Annotated in this window: 6 protein-coding genes; 2 read left to right on the plus strand and 4 right to left on the minus strand. The window is 72.8% G+C overall.

Annotation, left to right across the window (positions count from 1 at the left end; translation table 11 throughout):
- Positions 1–19: 19 nt before the first annotated feature.
- The 4 genes from QQS16_RS36160 to QQS16_RS36175 form a co-directional block, all read right to left on the minus strand.
- Complete coding sequence (locus tag QQS16_RS36160) at positions 20–817, minus strand: class I SAM-dependent methyltransferase (protein ID WP_286066748.1); 798 nt, start codon at positions 815–817, stop codon at positions 20–22.
- 34 nt (positions 818–851) lie between these two features.
- The gene (locus QQS16_RS36165; RefSeq protein ID WP_286066749.1) at positions 852–1,571 is read right to left on the minus strand and encodes a class I SAM-dependent methyltransferase; all 720 of its coding nucleotides are present in this window, start codon (positions 1,569–1,571) and stop codon (positions 852–854) included.
- A 93-nt stretch (positions 1,572–1,664) separates the two neighbouring features.
- Complete coding sequence (locus QQS16_RS36170; RefSeq protein WP_286066750.1) at positions 1,665–2,921, minus strand: cytochrome P450 family protein; 1,257 nt, start codon at positions 2,919–2,921, stop codon at positions 1,665–1,667.
- A gap of 741 nt (positions 2,922–3,662) precedes the next feature.
- Positions 3,663–4,280 carry an FMN-dependent NADH-azoreductase gene (locus tag QQS16_RS36175; RefSeq protein ID WP_286066751.1) on the minus strand — a complete coding sequence of 206 codons (618 nt, stop codon included), beginning with the start codon at positions 4,278–4,280 and terminating at the stop codon, positions 3,663–3,665.
- A 383-nt stretch (positions 4,281–4,663) separates the two neighbouring features.
- Here QQS16_RS36175 and QQS16_RS36180 point away from each other — a divergent pair, with 383 nt between their 5' ends.
- Both QQS16_RS36180 and QQS16_RS36185 read left to right on the plus strand, forming a co-directional pair.
- Complete coding sequence (locus QQS16_RS36180) at positions 4,664–5,857, plus strand: cytochrome P450 (RefSeq protein ID WP_286066752.1); 1,194 nt, start codon at positions 4,664–4,666, stop codon at positions 5,855–5,857.
- 31 nt (positions 5,858–5,888) lie between these two features.
- Positions 5,889–21,647, plus strand: a complete 15,759-nt coding sequence (locus QQS16_RS36185) for a type I polyketide synthase (RefSeq protein WP_286066753.1) — start codon at positions 5,889–5,891, stop codon at positions 21,645–21,647.
- Positions 21,648–21,652 lie beyond the last annotated feature (5 nt).

Genomic DNA, 21,652 nt, shown 5'->3' on the forward strand with positions numbered 1-21,652 from the left:
CGCCCGTCGGCCCCCTGGGTCAGGCGGCAGGTCGCCGGGCGACGATCCTGGCGTGGTGGGGGTCGGTCCTGCCCGCCTGGATCATGGCGGTCAGGACCTCGTCCACGAACTCGTCGCCGCGGTCGCCCAGTGCGGCGGCCTGGGTGGCGAATCCGGCGAGCTTGTACCGCTCGCGCATCTCGGGCAGGTCCGCCATGGTCTTCTTCGCGCTGAACGGGTGGGGGAGCTCCGGCTCGTAGTGGACGAGTTCCAGACCGGCCTCCTGAAGCACCGTGGCCACTTCTTCGGCCGGATACTCGTACGCCCCCGGCTGGGCCTCGGCGAGCAGGTCCTTCCACTTCGGGCTGCCCGCGATGTCCCGCAGGATCCCGAACATGCCGGGGCCCTCGCCGCGCGGGTGGGCACCGGTCCACTGGAGGACGAGGTACCCGCCCGGGCGGAGCCCGCGGGCCATCCGACGCAGCGGCTCGTCGACCCCGGTCACCCAGTGCAGCACCCAGGACGAGTGGATGACGCCGAACCGGCCCTGCGGGAACTCCAGTTGCTCGGCCGGGCAGACCTCGGCGGTCACGGGGAGCCCGTCACAGAGCTTCCGGGTGGCCTCCACCATGGACTGGGACGCGTCACTGGCCCAGACCTCGAACCCCCGCTCCGCGACGAACCGCGCGACCTCCCCGGTGCCGCAGCCGATCTCGGCGAACGCGCCGCCCTGTTCCAGGGCGTCACCCGTGAACCGGAGCGCGGTCAGTGCCGTCCTGACGTGCGGTGCGTTCACCTGCGCGAAATCCTCCGCCTTCCAGGCGTGGGTTTCGGTCATGGGCGAAAGTCCTTTCTCGGGGTCGGTGCGACGGCTAGTCGATGCGTTCGGCGGTGAGCTGCCAGACCTGCGACAGGATCCGGCCCTGCGCGTCGAGTTCCAGGTCGGTGCGCGGCGCCTTGCCGGTCACCTGGCCGAGGAGCTCGGGGGTGAAGGAGGTGTCGTACAGGGCCGGCTTGATCGAGGTGATGTCCCACAGCTTGCCGACGGTCTCGCGCAGGTTCTGCTCACTGATCCGCTGAAGGACGGGGAAGGCCGGGCGCAGTTCCTTGGAGAAGCACCACAGGTGCAGCCGCGCGCCGGGCCTGGTCGCACGGTGCAGCGCGGCGACGTAGCTGTGCTGGCTCTCCTCGCTCAGGCAGTGGTAGAGCGCGCTGTCGACGACGGTGTCGAAACGGTTCTCGAAGCCGTCCAGGGTGGACGCGTCGGCGACGGCGAACTCGACGTCGAGGCCCTGGGCGCGGGCGCGCCTGCGGCACTCGTCGATGGCGTTGGCCGACCCGTCGACGCCGGTGGTGCGGTAGCCGCGCGAGGCGAGGAAGATGGCGTTGTCGCCGAGCCCGCAGCCGACGTCGATGACCTCGCCCTTGATCTGGCCGGCCTCCTCCAGCGCCACCAGGGCCGACTGGGCCCGGCCGATGTCCCACGGGGTGGGCAGGGCGTCCGGGGTGTCCTCGCGGTAACCCTCGTAGACGGCTTCGAGGTTGAGGTTCTCCAGGGTGACGTTGCGCAGCGTGTACTTCTCTTCGGTCACGTGAGTCTCCAGCCAGTGGTGTGGTGAGCGTGGGACGGGCTTGGGCGGCCGGGCGTCCTCGGTCCGACGGGCCGATGCGCGCCTCGACGGTTCTCAGGCGAGGCGCAGCGGGATCTGCTCGGCCCGGGTGAAACCGGGGCGCAGTGTCCACGGGATCTGGTCGCGGGCCACCGCGAGGGACAGGTCCGGGAACCGGGTGAACAGCGCGTCCAGCGCCACCTCCGCCTCCAGCAGGGCCAGCGGGGCGCCGAGGCAGTAGTGCGCCCCCTGTCCGAACCCGAGGTGGGCGTGGCCGGTGTCGCGGCCGACGTCCAGCCGCCGGGGGTCCTCGTACTTGCGCGGGTCGGTGTTCGCGGACAGGAGCAGCGGAACGACCGGCTCCCCCTTCGGGATGGCCACGCCGCCGAGCTCGACGTCCTCGACCGGGTAGCGGGGCTGCCCGAACTGGGCGGGGCCCAGGCGCATGAGCTCGTTGACCGCCTGCGGCCAGCGGGACGGGTCCTCGCGCAGCAGCGCGAGCTGGTCCGGGTTCTCCAGCAGGGCGAGCACCGAGTTGCCCAGCAGGTACGTCGTGGTCTCGTGCCCGGCGATCACCATGGTGAAGACGAGGGAGACCATCTCCCGGTCCGAGAGGCGGTCGCCGTCGTCCTCCTGGGCTTGGATGAACGCACTGATCAGGTCGTCACGGGGTGCGGCGCGACGGCGCGCGATGATGTCGAGCAGCTGGCCGATGCTGTCGCGGAAGACCGTGGGGAGCCGTTCGACGTGCGCCATGGGCGTGGACAGGACGCTGCCCCAGTCGTGCCACTGCGGGCGGTCGTCCTCGTCGATGCCGATCAGCTCGCAGATGACGGTGATCGGCAGCGGGTAGGAGAACGCCGCCATGAGGTCGACCGGGGCGCCGTCGCGCCCGGCCTCCGCCATCCGGTCGAGCAGAGAGGTGGTGATCTCCTCGATCCGGGGACGCAGCCGGGCCACGCGGCGCGCGGTGAAGGCGCGGGAGGCCAGCTTGCGCAGGCGGCGGTGGTCGGCGCCGTCGATCTCGAAGATCTTGTCCGCGAGGTAGTCGACCAGATCGGTCGGGATGTTGAGCTTCTTCATGATCGTGAACCGGTCGCGCGGCGTGGCCCCCGGCACGGATGCCGGGTTGTTGACGAACTGGGGATCGGTCAGCAGCCGGCGCACGTCGGCGTAACGGCTGACCAGCCACATCGGTGGCCCGCCCATCAACGTGCCGGTCAGGATCGGCGCCTGCTCGCGCAGCTTGGCGTACTCGCCGAACGGATCGGCCGTCAGCTCCGGCGAGAGCAGCTCGACCGCATGGGCCGGGTTCCCGATGGTGGTGGTCATGGGTGTTCCCCTTCTGCGTCACATGAATGCGGACCGATGAAAACGGCGCACCCGGCTTTCCCTGTTCGCCGTTCAGTGCGGCCGACCCGGCTCATCAGCAGGTGAGGAACCAAATGGCCGACTCGGCATCCCTCGACCTGACAGGGCTTCACGGATCCTCCGACCTGCCCGGAGCGTCTTGCTGGTTCCCCGGCGCGACGGAATTCGGCGCTGGACAGCGCGGAGCGGAGCGCGCTGTGGCCGGATTCCGCAGCGAGGCCGTCGGACGCGTGATCGCGCGGCCACCGCGGTGGCCGGGGTCCGGTCCGGCGGCACGCCCGTCCACGGCAAGCCCCGCACGCGCCGTCCACCGCGATCGCTGTCGCGTCGACGTACGGAGGCGGGGCCGGCGGCCCTGGTGGCGGTGCGGATCGGGCAGGCCGGGCGGATTCGGGGCAGGCCGGATCCCGGCCCGTGAGCCGGCCCGGTCCCGCGGGGACCGCGGGTGACGGCGCGGCGGGCACGGTCCTCCCCTGTGGTGATCATCGCGTGCGGCACTTGGTGATCACCGGAAGCCGTGCCCGCCGGCGTACCCGCCACCCGCCATGGACCGCCCACCACCGCCGACTCGGGAACTCCCGCCCGCACCGGCCACTTCGGGTCGGCCGTGAGAACGAACGGGTGGGGCCGCGCCCACGGCTCACTCGAGGGGAATCGCGCCACCCGCGCGGTCCTTCCCCCTCGGGACGGGGGACGGCCGGGCTACTGGGCCAGCTTCTCGAGGGTCTCGTACGCGTTCGCGATGGAGGCTTCGGCCAGCGGCTTGAACTGCGCCATCTGCGGGGCCACGGTGGCCATCGTGAGTTCGGCGGTCACGAACGTCAGGTCGTCGCCGAGGCCGATCGCCCCGAGGATCGCCTTCAGGTACGTCTGCTGGTAGTCGAAGGCCTCGCGCGGCGTGCCGGGAGCGTAGGAGCCGCCCCGCGACAGCACGGCGACGACCTTCTTCCCGCTGAGCGGGCTGGGAGACGCCAGGTGGCCGGGGTGGACGATGCGGTCCAGCCACGCCTTGAGCGTCGACGGGATCGTGAAGTTGTGCATGGGGACGCCGAGGACGATCACGGACGCGTCGAGCACCTCCTGGGTGATCGCCGCGGTGAGTTCGCGCTCCTGCGCGCTCTGACCGTCCTCGGTGTCCGGGTAGGTGAGCGCCTGGTGCACGGGCTCGGTGATGTGCGGGACCGGCTGGGCCGCGACATCGCGGTAGACGTACCCCCCGCCCGGGTGTTTGTCGCGCCACTCTTCGGCGAAATAGGCCGACAGCCGCCTCGACACGGATTCAGTACCGAGACTCGAATCGACATGCAGAAGGTGCGGCATGCGGGCATCCCCTTAACGGTCGTGAAATGTAGGTGTGCTCGGCCCGCGACGGTTTTCAATTCGTCGCGACAGCATGGTTCTACGGCCACAATAGGTGAGCCATTGGCGGACCAGCATCCCTCAACCTGGTAGGTCTCGGGCCGGCGCCCCCCGGCTCACGTGATCGTCGCGCCGCGTTCGCGGAAACGACGGAGCACCGGTCGCGCGCCTCAAGCGGATCTGGATCCGAATTCAAGGAAACCGCCCGCACTCGACATACGTTTCAGGACCGCTTGAGATTCATGCCCCCTACCGGACCGAGGGGGTGGCCGTCCGCGCTCGCTCGCCTAATGTGGCTGCGGAGATGTCGGAATGGCGGGCGTGAAAAAGCGGGGAAGGACTCCATGAGCGACGCAATCTCCTTCGAGGAACCGTGGGCGCGGACCCATCAGTTCGACCCTCCCGAGATATTCGACGAGCTGCGGGAAAAGCGGCCGCTCGCGAAAATGGTGTATCCCGACGGACACGTCGGCTGGATCACCGCCAACTACGAACTGGCGCGCAAGGTCCTCAGCGACCCGAGGTTCAGCCACAGCACGGAGATAGGCCACTTCCCGGTGACCCACCGCGGACAGGTGATGCCCAATCACCCGAAGATCCCCGGGATGTTCATCCACATGGACCCGCCGGACCACACCCGCTACCGGCGTCTGCTCACCGCCGAGTTCACCGCCCGCCGGGCGAACCGGCTCACCGCGCGGGCCGAGGCGGTGGCCGCCGAGCAGATCGACGTCATGCGTCAGGCCGGCCCGTCCGTGGACCTGGTGGCGAACTTCGCCAAGCCGCTGTCCCTGCGTGTCCTGTCCGAGCTCGTCGGCCTGCCCTACAGCGAGGTCGACCGCTACGGCCACGCACCGACGCTCCTGCACGACTCGGACGGGGACCCGCAGGAGGTCGCCGCCGCCATGCAGCAGGCGGTCACCTTCTTCGCCGAGGTCATCGAGCGCCGGCGCACGGAGCCCGAGGACGACCTGATCAGCCGCCTCGTCGCCGACGGACAGCTGACCACGGAAGAGCTGTGCAACATCGTCACACTGCTCCTCTTCGCGGGCTACGAGACCACCGAGAGCGCCCTCGCCGTCGGCGTGTTCGCGCTGCTGCACCACACCGACCAGCTGGCGGCGCTCCGCGCGGACCCGTCGAAACTCGACGCCGCGATCGAGGAACTCCTGCGCTATCTCACCGTCAACCAGTACGACACGTACCGCACCGCTCTCGAAGACATCGAGCTCAACGGCGAGACGGTCAAGAAGGGCGACAGCGTCACGGTCTCGCTGCCCGCGGCCAACCGCGACCCGGCGAAATTCGGGTGCCCCGCCGAGCTGGACATCGACCGCGAGACCTCGGGTCACATGGCGTTCGGCTTCGGCATCCACCAGTGCCTGGGCCAGAACCTGGCCCGCGTCCAGCTGCGCGCCGGCTTCTCCGCGCTCCTCCGCGCCTTTCCCGGCCTCCGCCTTGCCATCGATTTCGAAGAAGTGCCGCTGCGGCTCAAGGGATCCGTCTTCGCGGTGAAGAGCCTGCCCGTCTCCTGGTGACTCTCGTTTCTCCGAAAGGATCTGCGGCACTGTGCGCACCGACCTCATCAAGCCACTTCCTGTCGCCCTCCTGGAGAACGCGACCCGTTTCCCGGAAAAGGTCGCTTTCGAGGACGACCGGCGAGCGGTCACCTACGGGGACCTCGAGGCACGGACGCGCAGACTGGCCGGACACCTGGCCCACCTCGGCGTCGAGCACGGTGACCGCGTGGCCATCTGCCTCGGCAACACGGTCTCCACCGTGGAGAGCTACCTGGCGATCGTGCGCGCCGGCGGCATCGGGGTGCCGCTCAACCCCGCCTCGGCACCGGCCGAGCTGGAGTACCTCCTCGCCGACAGCGGCGCCACGCTGGTCGTCACCGACCCCGCCGGGGCGCAGCGCATCAGGGCCACGTCGGGCGTGGCGCCCGGGACCGTCCTCCTCGTGACGGGCGGGGTTCCGCACGAGGCGGGCGCCCACTCGTACGACGCGCTCGCCGACACCGAGCCGCCCGTGCCCGCCAGGGACGATCTCGCCCTGGACGACGTGGCCTGGATGTTCTACACGTCGGGGACGACCGGCCGGCCCAAGGGCGTCCTGTCGACGCAGCGCAACTGCCTGTGGTCCGTCGCCAACTGCTACCTGCCGATCCCGGGTCTCACCGACCAGGACCGGGTGCTGTGGCCGCTGCCGCTCTTCCACAGCCTCTCGCACATCGCGTGCGTGCTGTCCGTCACCGTCGCCGGCGCCAGCGCCCGGCTCCTGGACGGCGCCTTCGCCGAGGACGTCATGGGGGCGCTCCGCGACCACGACTCCACCTTCCTGGCCGGCGTCCCCACCACCTACCACCACCTGGTGGCGGCCGCCCGGGACAGCGGCTTCTCCGCGCCGAGCCTGCGCATCGGCCTGGTCGGCGGCGCGGTCACCGGATCCGGCCTGCACCGCGACGTCGAGGAGACCTTCGGGGTCCCGCTGGTCGACGCCTACGGTTCCACCGAGACCTGCGGCGCCATCACCATCAACCCGCCGGACGGCGCCCGGGTCGACGGTTCCTGCGGCCTGCCCGTGCCGGGCGTCGGGGTCCGCATCGTGAACCCGGACACGGGAGCCGACGTCCCCGCCGGACAGGAGGGGGAGGTCTGGGTCAGCGGGCCGAACGTCATGGTCGGCTACCACAACAGCCCCGAGACGACCGCGGAGGCGGTCCGGGACGGCTGGTTCCGGACCGGAGACCTGGCCCGATGCGACGACGCCGGTTACTTCACCATCTGCGGCCGGATCAAGGAACTCGTCATCCGCGGCGGCGAGAACATCCACCCCGAGGAGGTCGAGGCGGTCCTGCGCACCGTCGAGGGCGTCGCGGACGCGGCGGTCGCCGGCGCACCGCACGACACCCTCGGCGAAGTACCGGTCGCCTATGTGATCCCGGGCCCCACCGGGTTCGACCCCGCCACGCTGCTGGCCCGGTGCCGCGAACAGCTCTCCGCCTACAAGGTGCCGGAGCGGATCCACGAGGTCACGAGCATCCCCCGGACCGCGTCGGGCAAGATCAAGCGAGGTCTTCTGGCCGAACAGCCGAGCCGCCTGCGGTACGAGGCGCAGACCGGGGCGCCCGCTCGGCGGGCCGAGCCGGACGAGGCCGCCGCCGCAGCCCTGCGGGGCCGGCTGTCCGCGATGGAGGAGCGCGCGCGACAGGCCCTCCTGGAGGACCTGGTCCGCACGCAGACCGCCGAGGTGCTCCAGCAGGCCGGGCCCGAACTGGTCCCGGCCGGCCGTGCCTTCCGCGACCTGGGGCTCACCTCGATGGCCGTCGTCGCCCTGCGCAACCGGCTGACGGAGCAGACCGGACTGCGGCTGCCCACCACCGTCGCCTTCGACCACCCCACCCCGGAGGCCCTCGCGGCCTTCCTGCGGTCCGAACTCCTCGGCGACCCGAGGCCGGCACCCGCCACCGAACCGGTCAGGGCCGCCGACCCCGACGAGCCGCTCGCCATCGTGGGCATGGCGTGCCGGCTGCCGGGCGGTGTCTCCTCGCCCGAGGAACTGTGGCAACTGGTCGCCGACGGCCGCGACGCCGTCAGCGACTTCCCCGACGACCGTGGCTGGGACCTGGAGGGCCTCTACCACCCGGACCCCGGCCACGCCGGCACGTCGTACACCGGCCAGGGCGGCTTCCTGCGGGACGCGGGCCTTTTCGACGCGGGCCTCTTCGGGATCTCGCCGCGTGAGGCGCTGGCGATGGACCCGCAGCAGCGGCTGCTCCTGGAGTCGTCGTGGGAGGCGCTGGAGCGGGCGGGCATCGATCCGCTCTCGCTGAAGGGCGCCGATGTCGGAGTCTTCTCCGGCCTGTTCGGCCAGGGGTACGGGACCGGTGCGGTCCCGCCGGAGGTGGAGGGCTTCGCGAGCACGGGGCTGGCGTCGAGTGTGGCGTCGGGCCGGGTGTCGTACGTCCTCGGCTTCGAAGGTCCTGCCGTGTCCGTGGACACGGCCTGCTCGTCCTCTCTGGTGGCCATGCACCTCGCGGCGCAGGCGCTGCGGCAGGGCGAGTGCTCGATGGCGCTCGCCGGCGGCGTGGCGGTGATGGCGACCCCCGACCACTTCGTCGAGTTCTCCCGGCAGCGGGCGTTGTCCGCCGACGGCCGCTGCAAGGCGTTCGCGGACGCCGCGGACGGCACGGGCTGGGCCGAGGGTGTGGGTGTCGTGGTCCTGGAACGCCTGTCGGTGGCGCGGGAGCGCGGGCACAGGGTGCTGGCGGTCCTGCGCGGCAGCGCGGTGAACCAGGACGGCGCGTCCAACGGCCTCACCGCCCCGAGCGGTCCCTCGCAGCAGCGGGTGATCCGCAAGGCGCTGGCCAACGCGGGGCTGTCCCCGGCCGACGTGGATGTGGTGGAGGCCCACGGCACCGGTACGGCTCTGGGCGATCCGATCGAGGCGCAGGCGCTGCTGGCCACCTACGGCCGGGGACGCGATCCTCAACAGCCTTTGTGGCTCGCGTCGTTGAAGTCGAACGTCGGTCATACGCAGGCCGCCGCGGGTGTGGCCGGTGTGATCAAGATGGTGCAGGCGCTGCGGCACGAGATGCTGCCCAAGACGCTGCACGTGGATGCGCCGACGACGCAGGTGGACTGGTCCGCGGGCGCGGTGGAGCTGCTGACGGAGGCGCGGGAGTGGCCGCGGGGCGGTCGTCCGCGCCGGGCGGGGGTGTCGGCGTTCGGTGTCAGTGGGACGAACGCGCATCTGATTTTGGAGGAGGCGCCTGCCGAGGCGGCTGTGCCCGTCGCGGGGGCACCTGGTGGTGCGGTGCCGTTGGTGGTGTCGGCGCGGAGCGAGGTTTCGCTGGCGGGGCAGGCCGAGCGGCTCGCGGCGTTCGTCGGGGAAGCCGATCAGGTGCCGCTCGCGTCGGTGGCCGGTGCGCTGGTCTCCGGCCGGGCGTTGCTGGGTGAGCGTGCGGTGATCGTGGCCGGGTCGGGTGCGGAGGCGGCGGCCGGGCTGGGTGCGCTGGCGCGCGGTGAGGGCGCGCCGGGTGTGGTCACGGGCAGTGCCGGTTCGCCGGGCAAGGTCGTGTGGGTGTTCCCGGGTCAGGGTTCCCAGTGGGCCGGTATGGGGCGGGAGTTGCTGGACTCGTCGCCGGTCTTCGCGGAGCGGATCGCGGAGTGCGCGGCTGCCCTTGAGTCGTTCGTCGACTGGTCGCTGATCGACGTGCTGCGCGGTGACGCCGAGCCGGAGCTGTTGGACCGGGTGGATGTGCTGCAACCCGCCAGCTTCGCGGTGATGGTGGGTCTGGCGTCCGTGTGGTCCTCGGTGGGTGTGCTGCCGGACGCGGTCCTGGGCCATTCGCAGGGTGAGATCGCGGCGGCGTGTGTGTCCGGGGTGCTGTCGCTGGAGGACGCGGCACGCGTGGTGGCCCTGCGGAGCCAGGCCATCGCCGGCCGACTGGCGGGACGTGGCGGTATGGCGTCGGTCGCCCTGAGCGAGAGTGAGGCGGTCGTCCGTCTGGGGCGTTGGGCGGACCGGGTCGAGGTGGCGGCGGTCAACGGACCGGCGTCGGTGGTGATCGCGGGCGATGCTCAGGCGTTGGACGAGGCGCTGGACGCGTTGGCCGCCGATGGTGTGCGGGTGCGGCGGGTGGCGGTGGATTACGCCTCGCACACCCGGCATGTGGAGGACATCCGCGACACGCTCGCCGAGACGCTGGCGGAGGTGAGTGCCCAGGCGCCGGTGGTGCCGTTCTACTCGACCGTCACCGGCGCGTGGATCGAGGACGCCGGGATCCTGGACGGCGATTACTGGTATCGCAACCTGCGCGGCCAGGTGGGCTTCGGCCCGGCCGTCGCCGAGCTGATCCGCCAGGGTCACCGGGCCTTCATCGAGGTCAGCGCGCACCCGGTGCTGGTCCAGCCGATCACCGAGACCGTCTACGAGGCAGACGGCGAAGTGGACGCGGTGGTGACCGGTTCCCTGCGCCGCGAGGAGGGCGGTCTGCGTCGACTCCTCGCCTCCATGGCCGAGCTGTTCGTGCGCGGCGTGCCGGTGGACTGGAGCCGTGTCCTGCCGGCCGGGGCGGCCACGTCGGCCGGCGTGGACCTGCCGACGTACGCCTTCGACCACCAGCACTACTGGCTCCGGTCGACCGGGACCGCCACGGACGCGACCTCCCTCGGGCTCGCCGGTGCCGATCACCCGCTGCTCGGCGCGGTGGTCAGCATGCCGAACTCGGGTGGTCTCATGGCCACGTCGAGGTGGTCGCTCAGGACGCACCCGTGGCTTGCGGACCACCTGCTGTCCGACGTCGTCGTCGTGCCGAACGCCGCCCTGGTCGAGCTGTCCATCCGGCTCGGCGACCTGGCCTCCGCGCCCGTTCTCGACGAACTGACCGTCGACCTGCCCGTGGTGCTGCCGCAGCACGGCAGCCGCAGTGTCCAGGTCGTCGTCGGCGAGCCCGACGAGGCACAGCGGCGGACGGTGGAGGTCTACTCCCGTGCCGCGGACGCCCCGTTGGACGCGGAGTGGACCCGGCACGCGCACGGCACGCTGACGCCCGCCCTCACCCGTGAGGTGCCCGCGGACACCGAGCCGGACGGCGAGGTCACCGAAGTCGCCCTGGACGGTGCCGCTCCGCGGGACGCCGACCGGTACGGGGTGCACCCGACACTCCTCGACGCCGCCGTCCGTACGGTCGTCCCGGGCGGCATGCTCCCGTCCGTGTGGACCGGGGTGTCCCTGCTCGCGTCGGGCGCCACCGCCCTGCACGTGCGTGCGGACGGCACGTCCCTGATGCTCACCGACCCCACCGGACAACCCGTCATGACCGTCGGGAGCGTTCGCGGAACGGTGTTCTCTCCCGAACAGGCCGGGGTCGCCGGTGCGTCGCCGCACGATTCCCTGTTCCGTGTCGACTGGACGCGGCTGCCGCTGCCCGCCGTGGACCGCGCCCTCGCCATCGTGTCCGTCGTGAGCGGCGAGGAGGTCGCCGCCGTGACCGGGGCGGACACGTCCGCCCCCGACGTCCTGCTCTACGACGCCCGGGCCGTGCCCGCGGCGGGCGACCCTCGCACGGCGGTCGGCGCCGCCCTCGCCGTCCTGAAGGCGTGGCTGACGGAACCCGCTCTGGAGGAAACCCGGCTGGCCGTGGTCACCGGGGACTGCGACGAGCTCGGCGCGGCCGCGGTGTGGGGTCTGGTGCGCTCGGCGCAGTCGGAGCACCCGGGGCGGATCGTCCTCGCGGACCTCGACGACGACTCCCGGTCCGTCCTGCCGGCCGTGGTCTCCAGTGGCGAACCGCAGCTGAGGATGCGCGGCGGCGTCGCGGAAGTGCCCCGCCTCGCCCGGGTGCGCGGCGCGGCCGCCGCGACCGGGCCGCGTCCGCGCCCGCTCGACCCCGACGGCACCGTACTGATCACCGGCGGCACCGGAACGCTCGGTGCGCTGACGGCACGGCACCTGGTCACCGCGTACGGCATCCGCCACCTCGTCCTGGCCAGCCGTGGCGGGCACGCCCCGCACCTGCACGACGAGCTGACCGCGCTGGGCGCGTCCGTCACCGTCGCCGCCTGCGACACCTCGGACCGGGCCCAGGTCGAGGCGCTGCTGCGGGCGATACCGGCCGCGCATCCGCTGACCGCCGTCGTGCACTCCGCGGGCGTCCTGGACGACGGAGTGCTCACCGAGCTGACCCCGGAACGGGTCGACACCGTGCTGCGGCCCAAGATCGACGCGGCGCTGCATCTGCACGAACTGACCCGGGACCTGGACCTCGCCGCGTTCGTGCTGTTCTCCTCCGCCGCGGGTGTCCTCGGCAACCCCGGGCAGGGCAACTACGCCGCGGCCAACGCCGCTCTGGACGCCCTGGCACGACAGCGGCACCGGCTCGGCCTGCCGGCGGTGTCCCTCGCCTGGGGCTACTGGTCGACGGTCAGCGCCATGACCGGGCACCTGGGCGCCGCGGACCTCAGACGCAACCAGCGCATCGGCATGGGCGGCCTCACCGACACCGAGGGCATGGCCCTCCTGGACGCCGCCCTGACCACCGACACGGGCACGGACGGCACGCTGGTGGCGGCGAAGTTCGATGTGACGGCCCTGCGCGCCGCGGCGGCCGACGGCCCGCTGCCGGCGCCGCTGCGCTCGCTCGCGCCGGCGGCCCGGCCGACGGTCCGGGCCACCGCCCCGTCCGGGCGGGGACCGGCAGCGGAGCGCCTCGCCGGGCTGAGCGACACGGAGCAGACCGAGGCCCTGGTCGAGCTGGTGCGGCGGCATGCCGCCGAGGTCCTGGGGCACGGCTCCGCCGACCCCGTCCGCGCCGACCGGACGTTCAAGGACGCCGGCTTCGACTCGCTGACCGCGGTGGAACTGCGCAACCGGCTGGTCGCCGCGACCGGGCTCACCCTCTCCCCGGCGGTGATCTTCGACTATCCGAAGCCGGTGCTGCTCGCCGGGCATCTGCGCACCAAGCTCTTCGGCGGCCGGGACCGGGATCCGGCCGGGCCCGCCGCCTCCGGGGTCAGTGACGAGCCGATCGCGATCGTGTCGATGGCGTGCCGCTTCCCCGCCGGGGTGCACAGCCCGGAGGACCTCTGGCGGGTGGTCGCCGACGGCGTCGACGTCGTCACCGAGTTCCCCGACGACCGCGGCTGGGACACCGACCGGCTCTTCGACCCGGACCCCGACCACGCCGGCACCACCTATGTGCGGCACGGCGCCTTCCTCGACGACGCCGCCGGGTTCGACGCCGCCTTCTTCGGCATCTCACCGAACGAGGCGCTGGCGATGGACCCGCAGCAGCGACTGCTGCTGGAGACGTCCTGGGAGGCCCTGGAGCGGGCGGCGATCGACCCGACGAGCCTGGCCGGGGAGGACGTCGGCGTGTTCGTCGGCGTCAACAGCCACGACTACAGCGTGCGCATGCACCAGGCGTCCGGCGTCGAGGGCTTCCGTCTCACCGGTGGATCGGGCGCCGTCACCTCCGGCCGTATCGCCTACCACCTCGGTCTCGAAGGGCCCGCCGTCACGGTCGACACCGCCTGCTCCTCCTCACTGGTGGCCCTGCACATGGCGGCGCAGGCGCTGCGGCAGGGCGAGTGCACCATGGCCCTGGCCGGCGGCGTGATGGTGATGGGCACCGTCGAGACGTTCGTCGAGTTCTCCCGGCAGCGCGGCCTCGCGCCCGACGGCCGGTGCAAGGCGTTCGCGGACGGCGCGGACGGCACCGGCTGGTCCGAGGGCGCCGGGCTGCTCCTGGTGGAGCGGCTCTCCGACGCCCGCCGCCGCGGTCACCGGGTGCTGGCCGTGGTCCGCGGGTCGGCCGTGAACCAGGACGGCGCGTCGAACGGCCTGACCGCGCCGAACGGTCCCGCGCAGCAGCGGGTGATCCGCAAGGCGCTCGCCGCCGCCGGGCTCGACACGGCCGACGTGGACGCCGTGGAGGCGCACGGCACGGGCACCACGCTCGGCGACCCGATCGAGGCGGAGGCACTGCTCGCGACGTACGGCCAGGACCGGGATCCGCGACAGCCCCTGTGGCTCGGCTCCGTGAAGTCGAACCTCGGTCACACCCAGGCCGCGGCGGGCGTCGCCGGTGTGATCAAGATGGTCATGGCGATGCGGCACGGTGTGCTGCCCCGAACGCTGCACGTCGACCGGCCGTCGGCCGGCGTCGACTGGTCGGCGGGCGCCGTGGAGCTGCTGACCGAGGCCCGCGACTGGACTCCGGACGGCCGCCCGCGCCGGGCCGGGGTGTCCTCCTTCGGTATCGGCGGCACCAACGCGCACGTCATCCTCGAGGAAGCGCCGGTCCCCGAGGAAGCGCCGGTTCGCGAGCAACTCCCCGACGGGACCGCACCCGTGCTGGTCCCGGTGTCCGCGCGGACCGCGGCCGGGCTGCGCGGCCAGGCCGACCGGCTCGCCCGCTTCCTCGACGAGCGGCCCGACGTACCTGTCCCCGACGCCGCACACGCGCTCGCCACCGCGCGCGCCCACCTCGGCCACCGCGCCGTCGTCCTGGCGTCCGACCGGCGGCAGCTCGCCGCCGACCTCACCGCCTTCGCGCAGGGCACACCGAACCCCACCGTCGTCACCGGCACCCCGGCCACCGGCAAACTGGCCGTCCTCTTCACCGGCCAGGGCAGCCAGTGGGCCGGCATGGGCCGCGAACTCGCGGACACGTTCCCGGTCTTCCGGGACGCCTTCGACGCCGCGTGCGCCGCCGTCGACGTCCACCTGGCCGGGCACGCGGCACACCCGCTGCGCGAGGTCGTCCTCGCCGCACCGGGTACGCCCGAGGGCGAACTGCTCGACCGGACCATGTACACCCAGGGCGCCCTGTTCGCCCTGGAGACCGCCCTGTTCCGGCTCTTCGAGTCCTGGGGAGTGCGGCCGGACCTCCTTGCCGGGCACTCGGTCGGGGAGATCACCGCCGCGCACGTCTCCGGAGTCCTCGACCTGCGGCAGGCCGCCGAACTCGTCGCCGCGCGCGGCCGGTTGATGCAGGCGCTGCCCGCCCGGGGCGCCATGGCCGCCGTGCAGGCGACCGAGGACGAGATCACCCCACTGCTGCGCGGGCAGGCCGTCGTCGCCGCCGTCAACGGACCCACCTCCGTCGTCATCTCCGGCGACGAGGAGTCCGTGGAGGCGATCCTCGCCGAGCTGAACGGGCGCAAGACCAAGCGGCTGACCGTCAGCCACGCCTTCCACTCACCGCTGATGGACCCCATGCTCGACGCGTTCCGGCAGGTCCTGGAGTCGTTCGAGTACGCCGCACCCGGCATACCCGTCGTCTCCACCCTGACCGGCGAAGTCGCCCGGGACGGGCAGCTCTCCACCCCCGGCTACTGGGCCGACCAGGCACGCGGCGCGGTGCGGTTCGGCGACGCCCTCACCGCGCTCGGCGAGCAGGGCGCCACGACCTTCCTCGAACTGGGCCCCGGCGGCGTCCTCGCCGCGATGGCCCTGGCCGCGCCCGGCGTCCAGGAGCACGGCTGCATCGCCACGCTGCGCAAGGACGGCACCGAGCCCGCCGACGTCCTGACGGCGCTCGCGCAACTGCACGTGCGCGCGGTGGCCCTGGACTGGCCGGCCGTCCTCGAACGGCCGGCCACCGCGACGGGCACCGAGCTGCCCACCTACGCGTTCCAGCACCAGCGGTACTGGGTCGAGACCGACGCCGCGGCAGCGGGCGGTGCGGAGGCCCTCGGCGCGGTCGGCGCCGGGCACCCGCTGCTCGGCGCGGTCGTCACCCTCCCGGACAGCGAGGGCCTGCTCCTCACCGGACGCCTGTCGCCGCGCGGCCCGGGTCTGCTCGCCGGCCCCTCGGCGACGGGTGGCACCACCACCAGGGTCCCGGCCGCCGCCCTCCTGGAGATGATCGTCAGGGCCGGCGGCGAGGTGGCGTGCGGTGGCATCGAACAGGTCGTCGTCGAGACGCCGCTGACCGTCCCGGAACACGGCCACACCCGGATACGGGTCACGGTCGGCGCCCCGGGCCCGGACGGGCGCCGCCACGTCGCCGTCCACGGCCACACACTGGCCCCGGAGCACCCGGAGCACCCGGAGCACCCGGAGCAAGGGCCCTGGACGTGCCACGCCCGCGCCGTCCTCGTCCCCGGAATGCCGCAGCCGGCCTTCGACCTGCGGACCTGGCCGCTGCCCGCGGACAGCGCCGCGCCCCGGCCCGGCGCGCACCGCGTCCGGCAGCAGGACGGACAGACCTTCGCGGAGATCGCGCTCCCGGACGAACTGACCGACGAGGCAGCCGAGTTCACCATCCACCCGGCGCTCGTCGACAGCGCGCTGCGCCTCCTGGACACCGGCGTCGCAGCCGGGCCGCACACCCGTGACCTGTCCGACTGCGCCGCTTGGACGGTGTACGCGGAAGGCGCCGCGGCGCTGCGGCTGCGGATCACCCCGGTGGAGAGCGGCCGGCATCTCCTGGAGTTCGCGGACTCGGCGGGCGAACCCGTCGCGGCCCTGGGCCCGCTGAGCCTGGACGCCGTGAGCGCGGCCGGTCCCGAGGAGAACGTGACGCCGTACGAGGACGAGGCGGCCGCCGCCGACGACGCACAGGTGTCCTCCGGGCCTCTCACCCGGCGCGTGGTGACACGGAGCGAGGGGGCGGATGACGCGTTCGCCGGACGGCTGGCCGGGCTGCCGGTCGAGGAACAGCGCCGTGTGGTGATGGAACTGGTCAAGGAGAGCATCGCGGTCGTTCTCGGCCACCGTGACCGGGACGGGTTCGACTTCGACGCGGGGCAGTCCTTCAAGAGCCTCGGGTTCGACTCGCTCGGCGCGGTCAAGCTCCGCAACCGGCTGCACGACTTCACCGGGGCCGACCTGCCCACCACGCTCGTCTTCGACCACCCCACCCCCGAGGCGCTGGTCGGCCACCTGCGGGCCGAACTGCTCGGCGAGCACCCGAGGACGCCCGCCCCGGCCACGCCGGCCACCCCGGCCTCCGACGAGCCGATCGCGATCGTCGCCATGAGCACACGGCTGCCGGGCGGAGCGGACAGCCCCGAGGAACTGTGGAAGCTCGTGACCGAGCAGCGGGACGCGGTGTCCGGCTTCCCGCTCGACCGCGACTGGGACCTCGACGGCCTGTACCACCCGGACCCGGACCACGCGGGCACGAGCTACACCCGCTCGGGCGGATTCCTGCACGAGGCCGCCCAGTTCGACGCCGCCATGTTCGGGATCTCGCCGCGTGAGGCGCTGGCGATGGACCCGCAGCAGCGGCTGCTCCTGGAGACCTCCTGGGAGGCGTTGGAGCGGGCGGGCATCGACCCCCTGTCCACCCGGGGCGGCGACATCGGCGTCTTCACGGGGATCGTCCACCACGACTACGTGACCCGGCTCCACCACGTGCCCGAGGACGTCCAGGGCTACCTCATGACCGGAACGGCGGCGAGCGTGGCGTCGGGCCGGGTGTCGTACGTCTTCGGCTTCGAGGGCCCGGCGGTCACCGTGGACACGGCCTGCTCCTCCTCCCTCGTCGCCATCCACCTGGCCGCGCAGGCGCTGCGGCAGGGCGAGTGCTCGATGGCGCTCGCCGGCGGCGCCACCGTCATGGCCGGCCCGGACGCCTTCCTGGAGTTCTCGCGCCAGCGGGGCCTGTCCGCCGACGGCCGTTGCAAGGCGTTCTCCTCGAACGCCGACGGCACGGGCTGGGCCGAGGGTGTGGGTGTCGTGGTCCTGGAGCGGCTGTCGGTGGCGCGGGAGCGCGGGCACAGGGTGCTGGCGGTCCTGCGGGGCAGCGCGGTGAACCAGGACGGCGCGTCCAACGGTCTGACGGCTCCGAGCGGTCCCTCGCAGCAGCGGGTGATCCGCAAGGCGCTGGCCAACGCGGGGCTGTCCCCGGCCGACGTGGATGTGGTGGAGGCCCACGGTACGGGTACGGCTCTGGGCGATCCGATCGAGGCGCAGGCGCTGCTGGCCACCTACGGCCGGGGACGCGATCCTCAACAGCCTTTGTGGCTGGGCTCGTTGAAGTCGAACATCGGACACACGCAGGCCGCCGCGGGTGTCGCCGGTGTGATCAAGATGGTGCAGGCGCTGCGGCACGAGATGCTGCCGGCGACCTTGCACGTGGACGAGCCGACGACGCAGGTGGACTGGTCCGCGGGTGCGGTGGAACTGCTGACCGAGGCCAGGGAATGGCCGCGGGGCGGTCGTCCGCGCCGGGCGGGTGTCTCCTCGTTCGGGGCCAGTGGGACGAACGCGCATCTGATCCTGGAGGAGGCGCCTGCCGAGGCGGCTGTGCCCGTCGCGGACGAGGCGGTGCCCGCGGGTGTGGTGCCGTTGGTGGTGTCGGCCAGGAGTGCTGGTTCTTTGGCGGGGCAGGCCGGTCGGCTGGCGGCGTTCGTCGAAGGCGGCGACCAGGTGCCGCTCGCGTCGGTGGCCGGGGCGTTGGTGTCGGGCCGGGCGTTGCTGAGCGAGCGTGCGGTGGTGGTGGCCGGGTCGGGTGCGGAGGCGCTGGCCGGGCTGGGTGCGCTGGCGCGTGGTGAGGGCGCGCCGGGTGTGGTCACGGGCAGTGCCGGTTCGCCGGGCAAGGTCGTGTGGGTGTTCCCGGGTCAGGGTTCTCAGTGGGCCGGTATGGGGCGGGAGTTGCTGGACTCGTCGCCGGTCTTCGCGGAGCGGATCGCGGAGTGCGCGGCTGCCCTTGAGCCGTTCGTCGACTGGTCGCTGATCGACGTGCTGCGCGGTGACGCCGAGCCGGAGCTGTTGGACCGGGTGGATGTGCTGCAACCCGCCAGCTTCGCGGTGATGGTGGGTCTGGCGTCCGTGTGGTCCTCGGTGGGGGTGCTGCCGGACGCGGTCCTGGGCCATTCGCAGGGTGAGATCGCGGCGGCGTGTGTGTCCGGGGCGCTGTCGCTGGAGGACGCGGCACGCGTGGTGGCCTTGCGGAGCCAGGCCATCGCCGGCCGGCTGGCCGGGCGCGGTGGCATGGCGTCGGTGGCGCTGGCCGAGAGTGAGGCGGTCGTCCGTCTGGGGCGTTGGGCGGACCGGGTCGAGGTCGCGGCGGTCAACGGACCGGCGTCGGTCGTGATCGCGGGCGATGCTCAGGCGCTGGACGAAGTGCTCGAAGCTCTCTCGGCCGATGGTGTGCGGGTGCGGCGGGTGGCGGTGGACTACGCCTCGCACACCCGGCATGTGGAGGACATCCGCGACACCCTCGCCGACACCCTCTCGGGTATCGACGCGCAGGCACCGGCACTCCCCTTCTACTCGACCGTCACCGGCGCGTGGATCGAGGACGCCGGGGTTCTGGACGGCGGCTACTGGTATCGCAACCTGCGCGGCCAGGTGGGCTTCGGCCCGGCCGTCGCCGACCTTCTGGACCAGGGTCACCGGGCCTTCATCGAGGTCAGCGCGCACCCGGTGCTGGTCCAGCCGATCACCGAGACCGTCTACGAGGCAGACGGCGAAGTGGACGCGGTGGTGACCGGTTCCCTGCGCCGCGAGGAGGGCGGCCCGCGCCGGCTCCTCGCCTCCATGGCCGAGTTGTTCGTGCGCGGTGTGCCGGTGGACTGGAGCCGTGTCCTGCCGGCCGGGGCGGCCACGTCGGCCGGCGTGGACCTGCCGACGTACGCCTTCGACCACCAGCACTACTGGCTCCAGGAGGCGGAAGCGGCCGACGACACCGCCGACGCCTCCGAAGGCGCCGACTCCGACTTCTGGGCAGCGGTCGAGCACACCGATGTGGACTCCCTCGCCGAGCTCCTGGAGACGTCGTCGGCCGACGAACGCAGTGCGCTGAGCACCGTCGTGCCCGTGCTCGCCGAGTGGCGCGGAAAGCGGCGCGAGCGGTCGAGCGCGGAGAAGCTGCGCTACCACGTCACCTGGCAGCCGCTGGAACGCGAGGCCGCCGGTGTGCCGAGCGGGCGCTGGCTGGTCGTCGTACCGTCCGAGCGTTCCGACGACACCGGGATCGACGCCCTCCTCCAGGAGCTGGCCGGTCAGGGCCTTGGGACGGTCCTGCTCCAGGCCGGTGAGTCCGACCGTACGCGGGAGCGGCTCGCCGAGCGACTGACCGGTGTCCTGGCCGAACACGACGTGACCGGAGTGCTGTCCCTGCTCGTCCTGGACCAGCAGACGGCGGACGGCCCGCAGGACCCCCTCTCCGTCACGGCGTCGACGCTCGCGCTGATTCAGGCGCTGTCGGACAGCCGGGTGACCCAACCCCTGTGGTGCCTGACCAGGGGCGCGGTGAACATCGGCATCCACGACACCCTCACCTCGCCCGCCCAGGCGGCACTGTGGGGGCTCGGCCGGGCCGCCGCGCTCGAACGCCTCGACCGCTGGGGCGGCCTGATCGACCTGCCCGCCAGGACGGACGCCCGCACGGCCCAGTACCTGCTCGGCGTGCTGAACGGCGCCGCCGGGGAGGACCAGCTCGCGGTCCGGCGGTCCGGCGTGTACAGCCGTCGTCTGGTCCGCAAGCCCGTGCCGGAGGCGACGGCCGGTGAGGGCCGCTGGGAGCCCCGGGGCACCGTCCTGGTGACCGGTGGCGCCGAAGGGCTCGGCAAGCACGTCGCGGCCCGGCTCGCGCTCGACGGCGTCGACCGGCTCGTCGTCACCACCACCGCGCACACACCCGAGCAGGCGGTGCCGGAGCTGCGCGCCGAACTGGCCGGGCTCGGTGTGGCGACGACGGTGGAGTCCTGCGCGGACACGGACCGGGAGGCGATCACGCGCCTGGTGTCCGCGCCGCGGCAACCGCTCACCGCCGTGGTGCACGCCGCCGACATCACCTGGACCGGCTCCGTCGACGACACCGGACCGGCCGACCTCGCCGAGGTGTTCGCGGCCAAGGTGGACACCGCCCTCTGGCTGGACGAGCAGTTCGAGGACACACCGCTCGACGCGTTCGTGGTGTTCTCCTCGATCGCCGGCGTGTGGGGCGGCGGCGGCCAGGGCCCGTCCGCGGCGGCCAACGCCGTCCTGGACGCCCTGGTCGAGTGGCGCCGCGCCCGGGGGCTGCGGGCGACGTCGATCGCCTGGGGCGCGCTCGAACAGATCGGCGTGGGCATGGACGAGGCGGCCCTCGCCCAGCTGCGCCGCCGCGGCGTCCTGCCGATGGCCCCGCAGCTGGCGGTGACCGCCCTGGTGCAGGCGGTGCAGGGCAACGAGAAGTTCGTGGCGGTGGCCGACATGGACTGGGGCGCCTTCATCCCCGCGTTCACCTCGGTCCGCACCAGCCCCCTGTTCGCCGACCTGCCCGAGGCGAAGGCGGTGCTTCAGGCCGCGCGGCGCGACAGCGAGAACAGCGACGCCGCCTCGTCCCTCGCGGACTCCCTGCGGGCGGCCCCGGACACGGAGCAGAACCGCATCCTGCTCCGGCTGGTGCGCAGCCACGCCTCGACGGTCCTCGGCCACGGCGGTGCGGAGGGCATCGGCCCACGCCAGGCGTTCCAGGAGGTCGGCTTCGACTCGCTGGCCGCCGTGAACCTGCGCAACACCCTGGGCACGGCCACCGGACTGCGGCTGCCCGCCACGCTGATCTTCGACTACCCCACCCCGGAGGCGCTGGTCGGCTACCTGCGCTCCGAACTTCTCCGGGATGCCGACGACGACCCGGAAGCGCGTGAGGACGACCTCAGGCGGGTGCTGGCATCCGTTCCCTTCGCCCGGTTCAAGGAGGCCGGCGTCCTCGACACCCTCCTCGGTCTCGCGGACGGCAACGACGGCAACGACGGCAACGACGGCAATGACGCGGACCCCTCGGCCGGCGGAGCGCCGGCGGCCGCCGGCGACGAGGAACTGATCGACGCAATGGACGTTGCCGACCTGGTGCAACGGGCCCTGGGCAAGACGAGCTGACCACC

The sequence above is a fragment of the Streptomyces sp. ALI-76-A genome, assembly GCF_030287445.1.
Classification (GTDB): domain Bacteria; phylum Actinomycetota; class Actinomycetes; order Streptomycetales; family Streptomycetaceae; genus Streptomyces.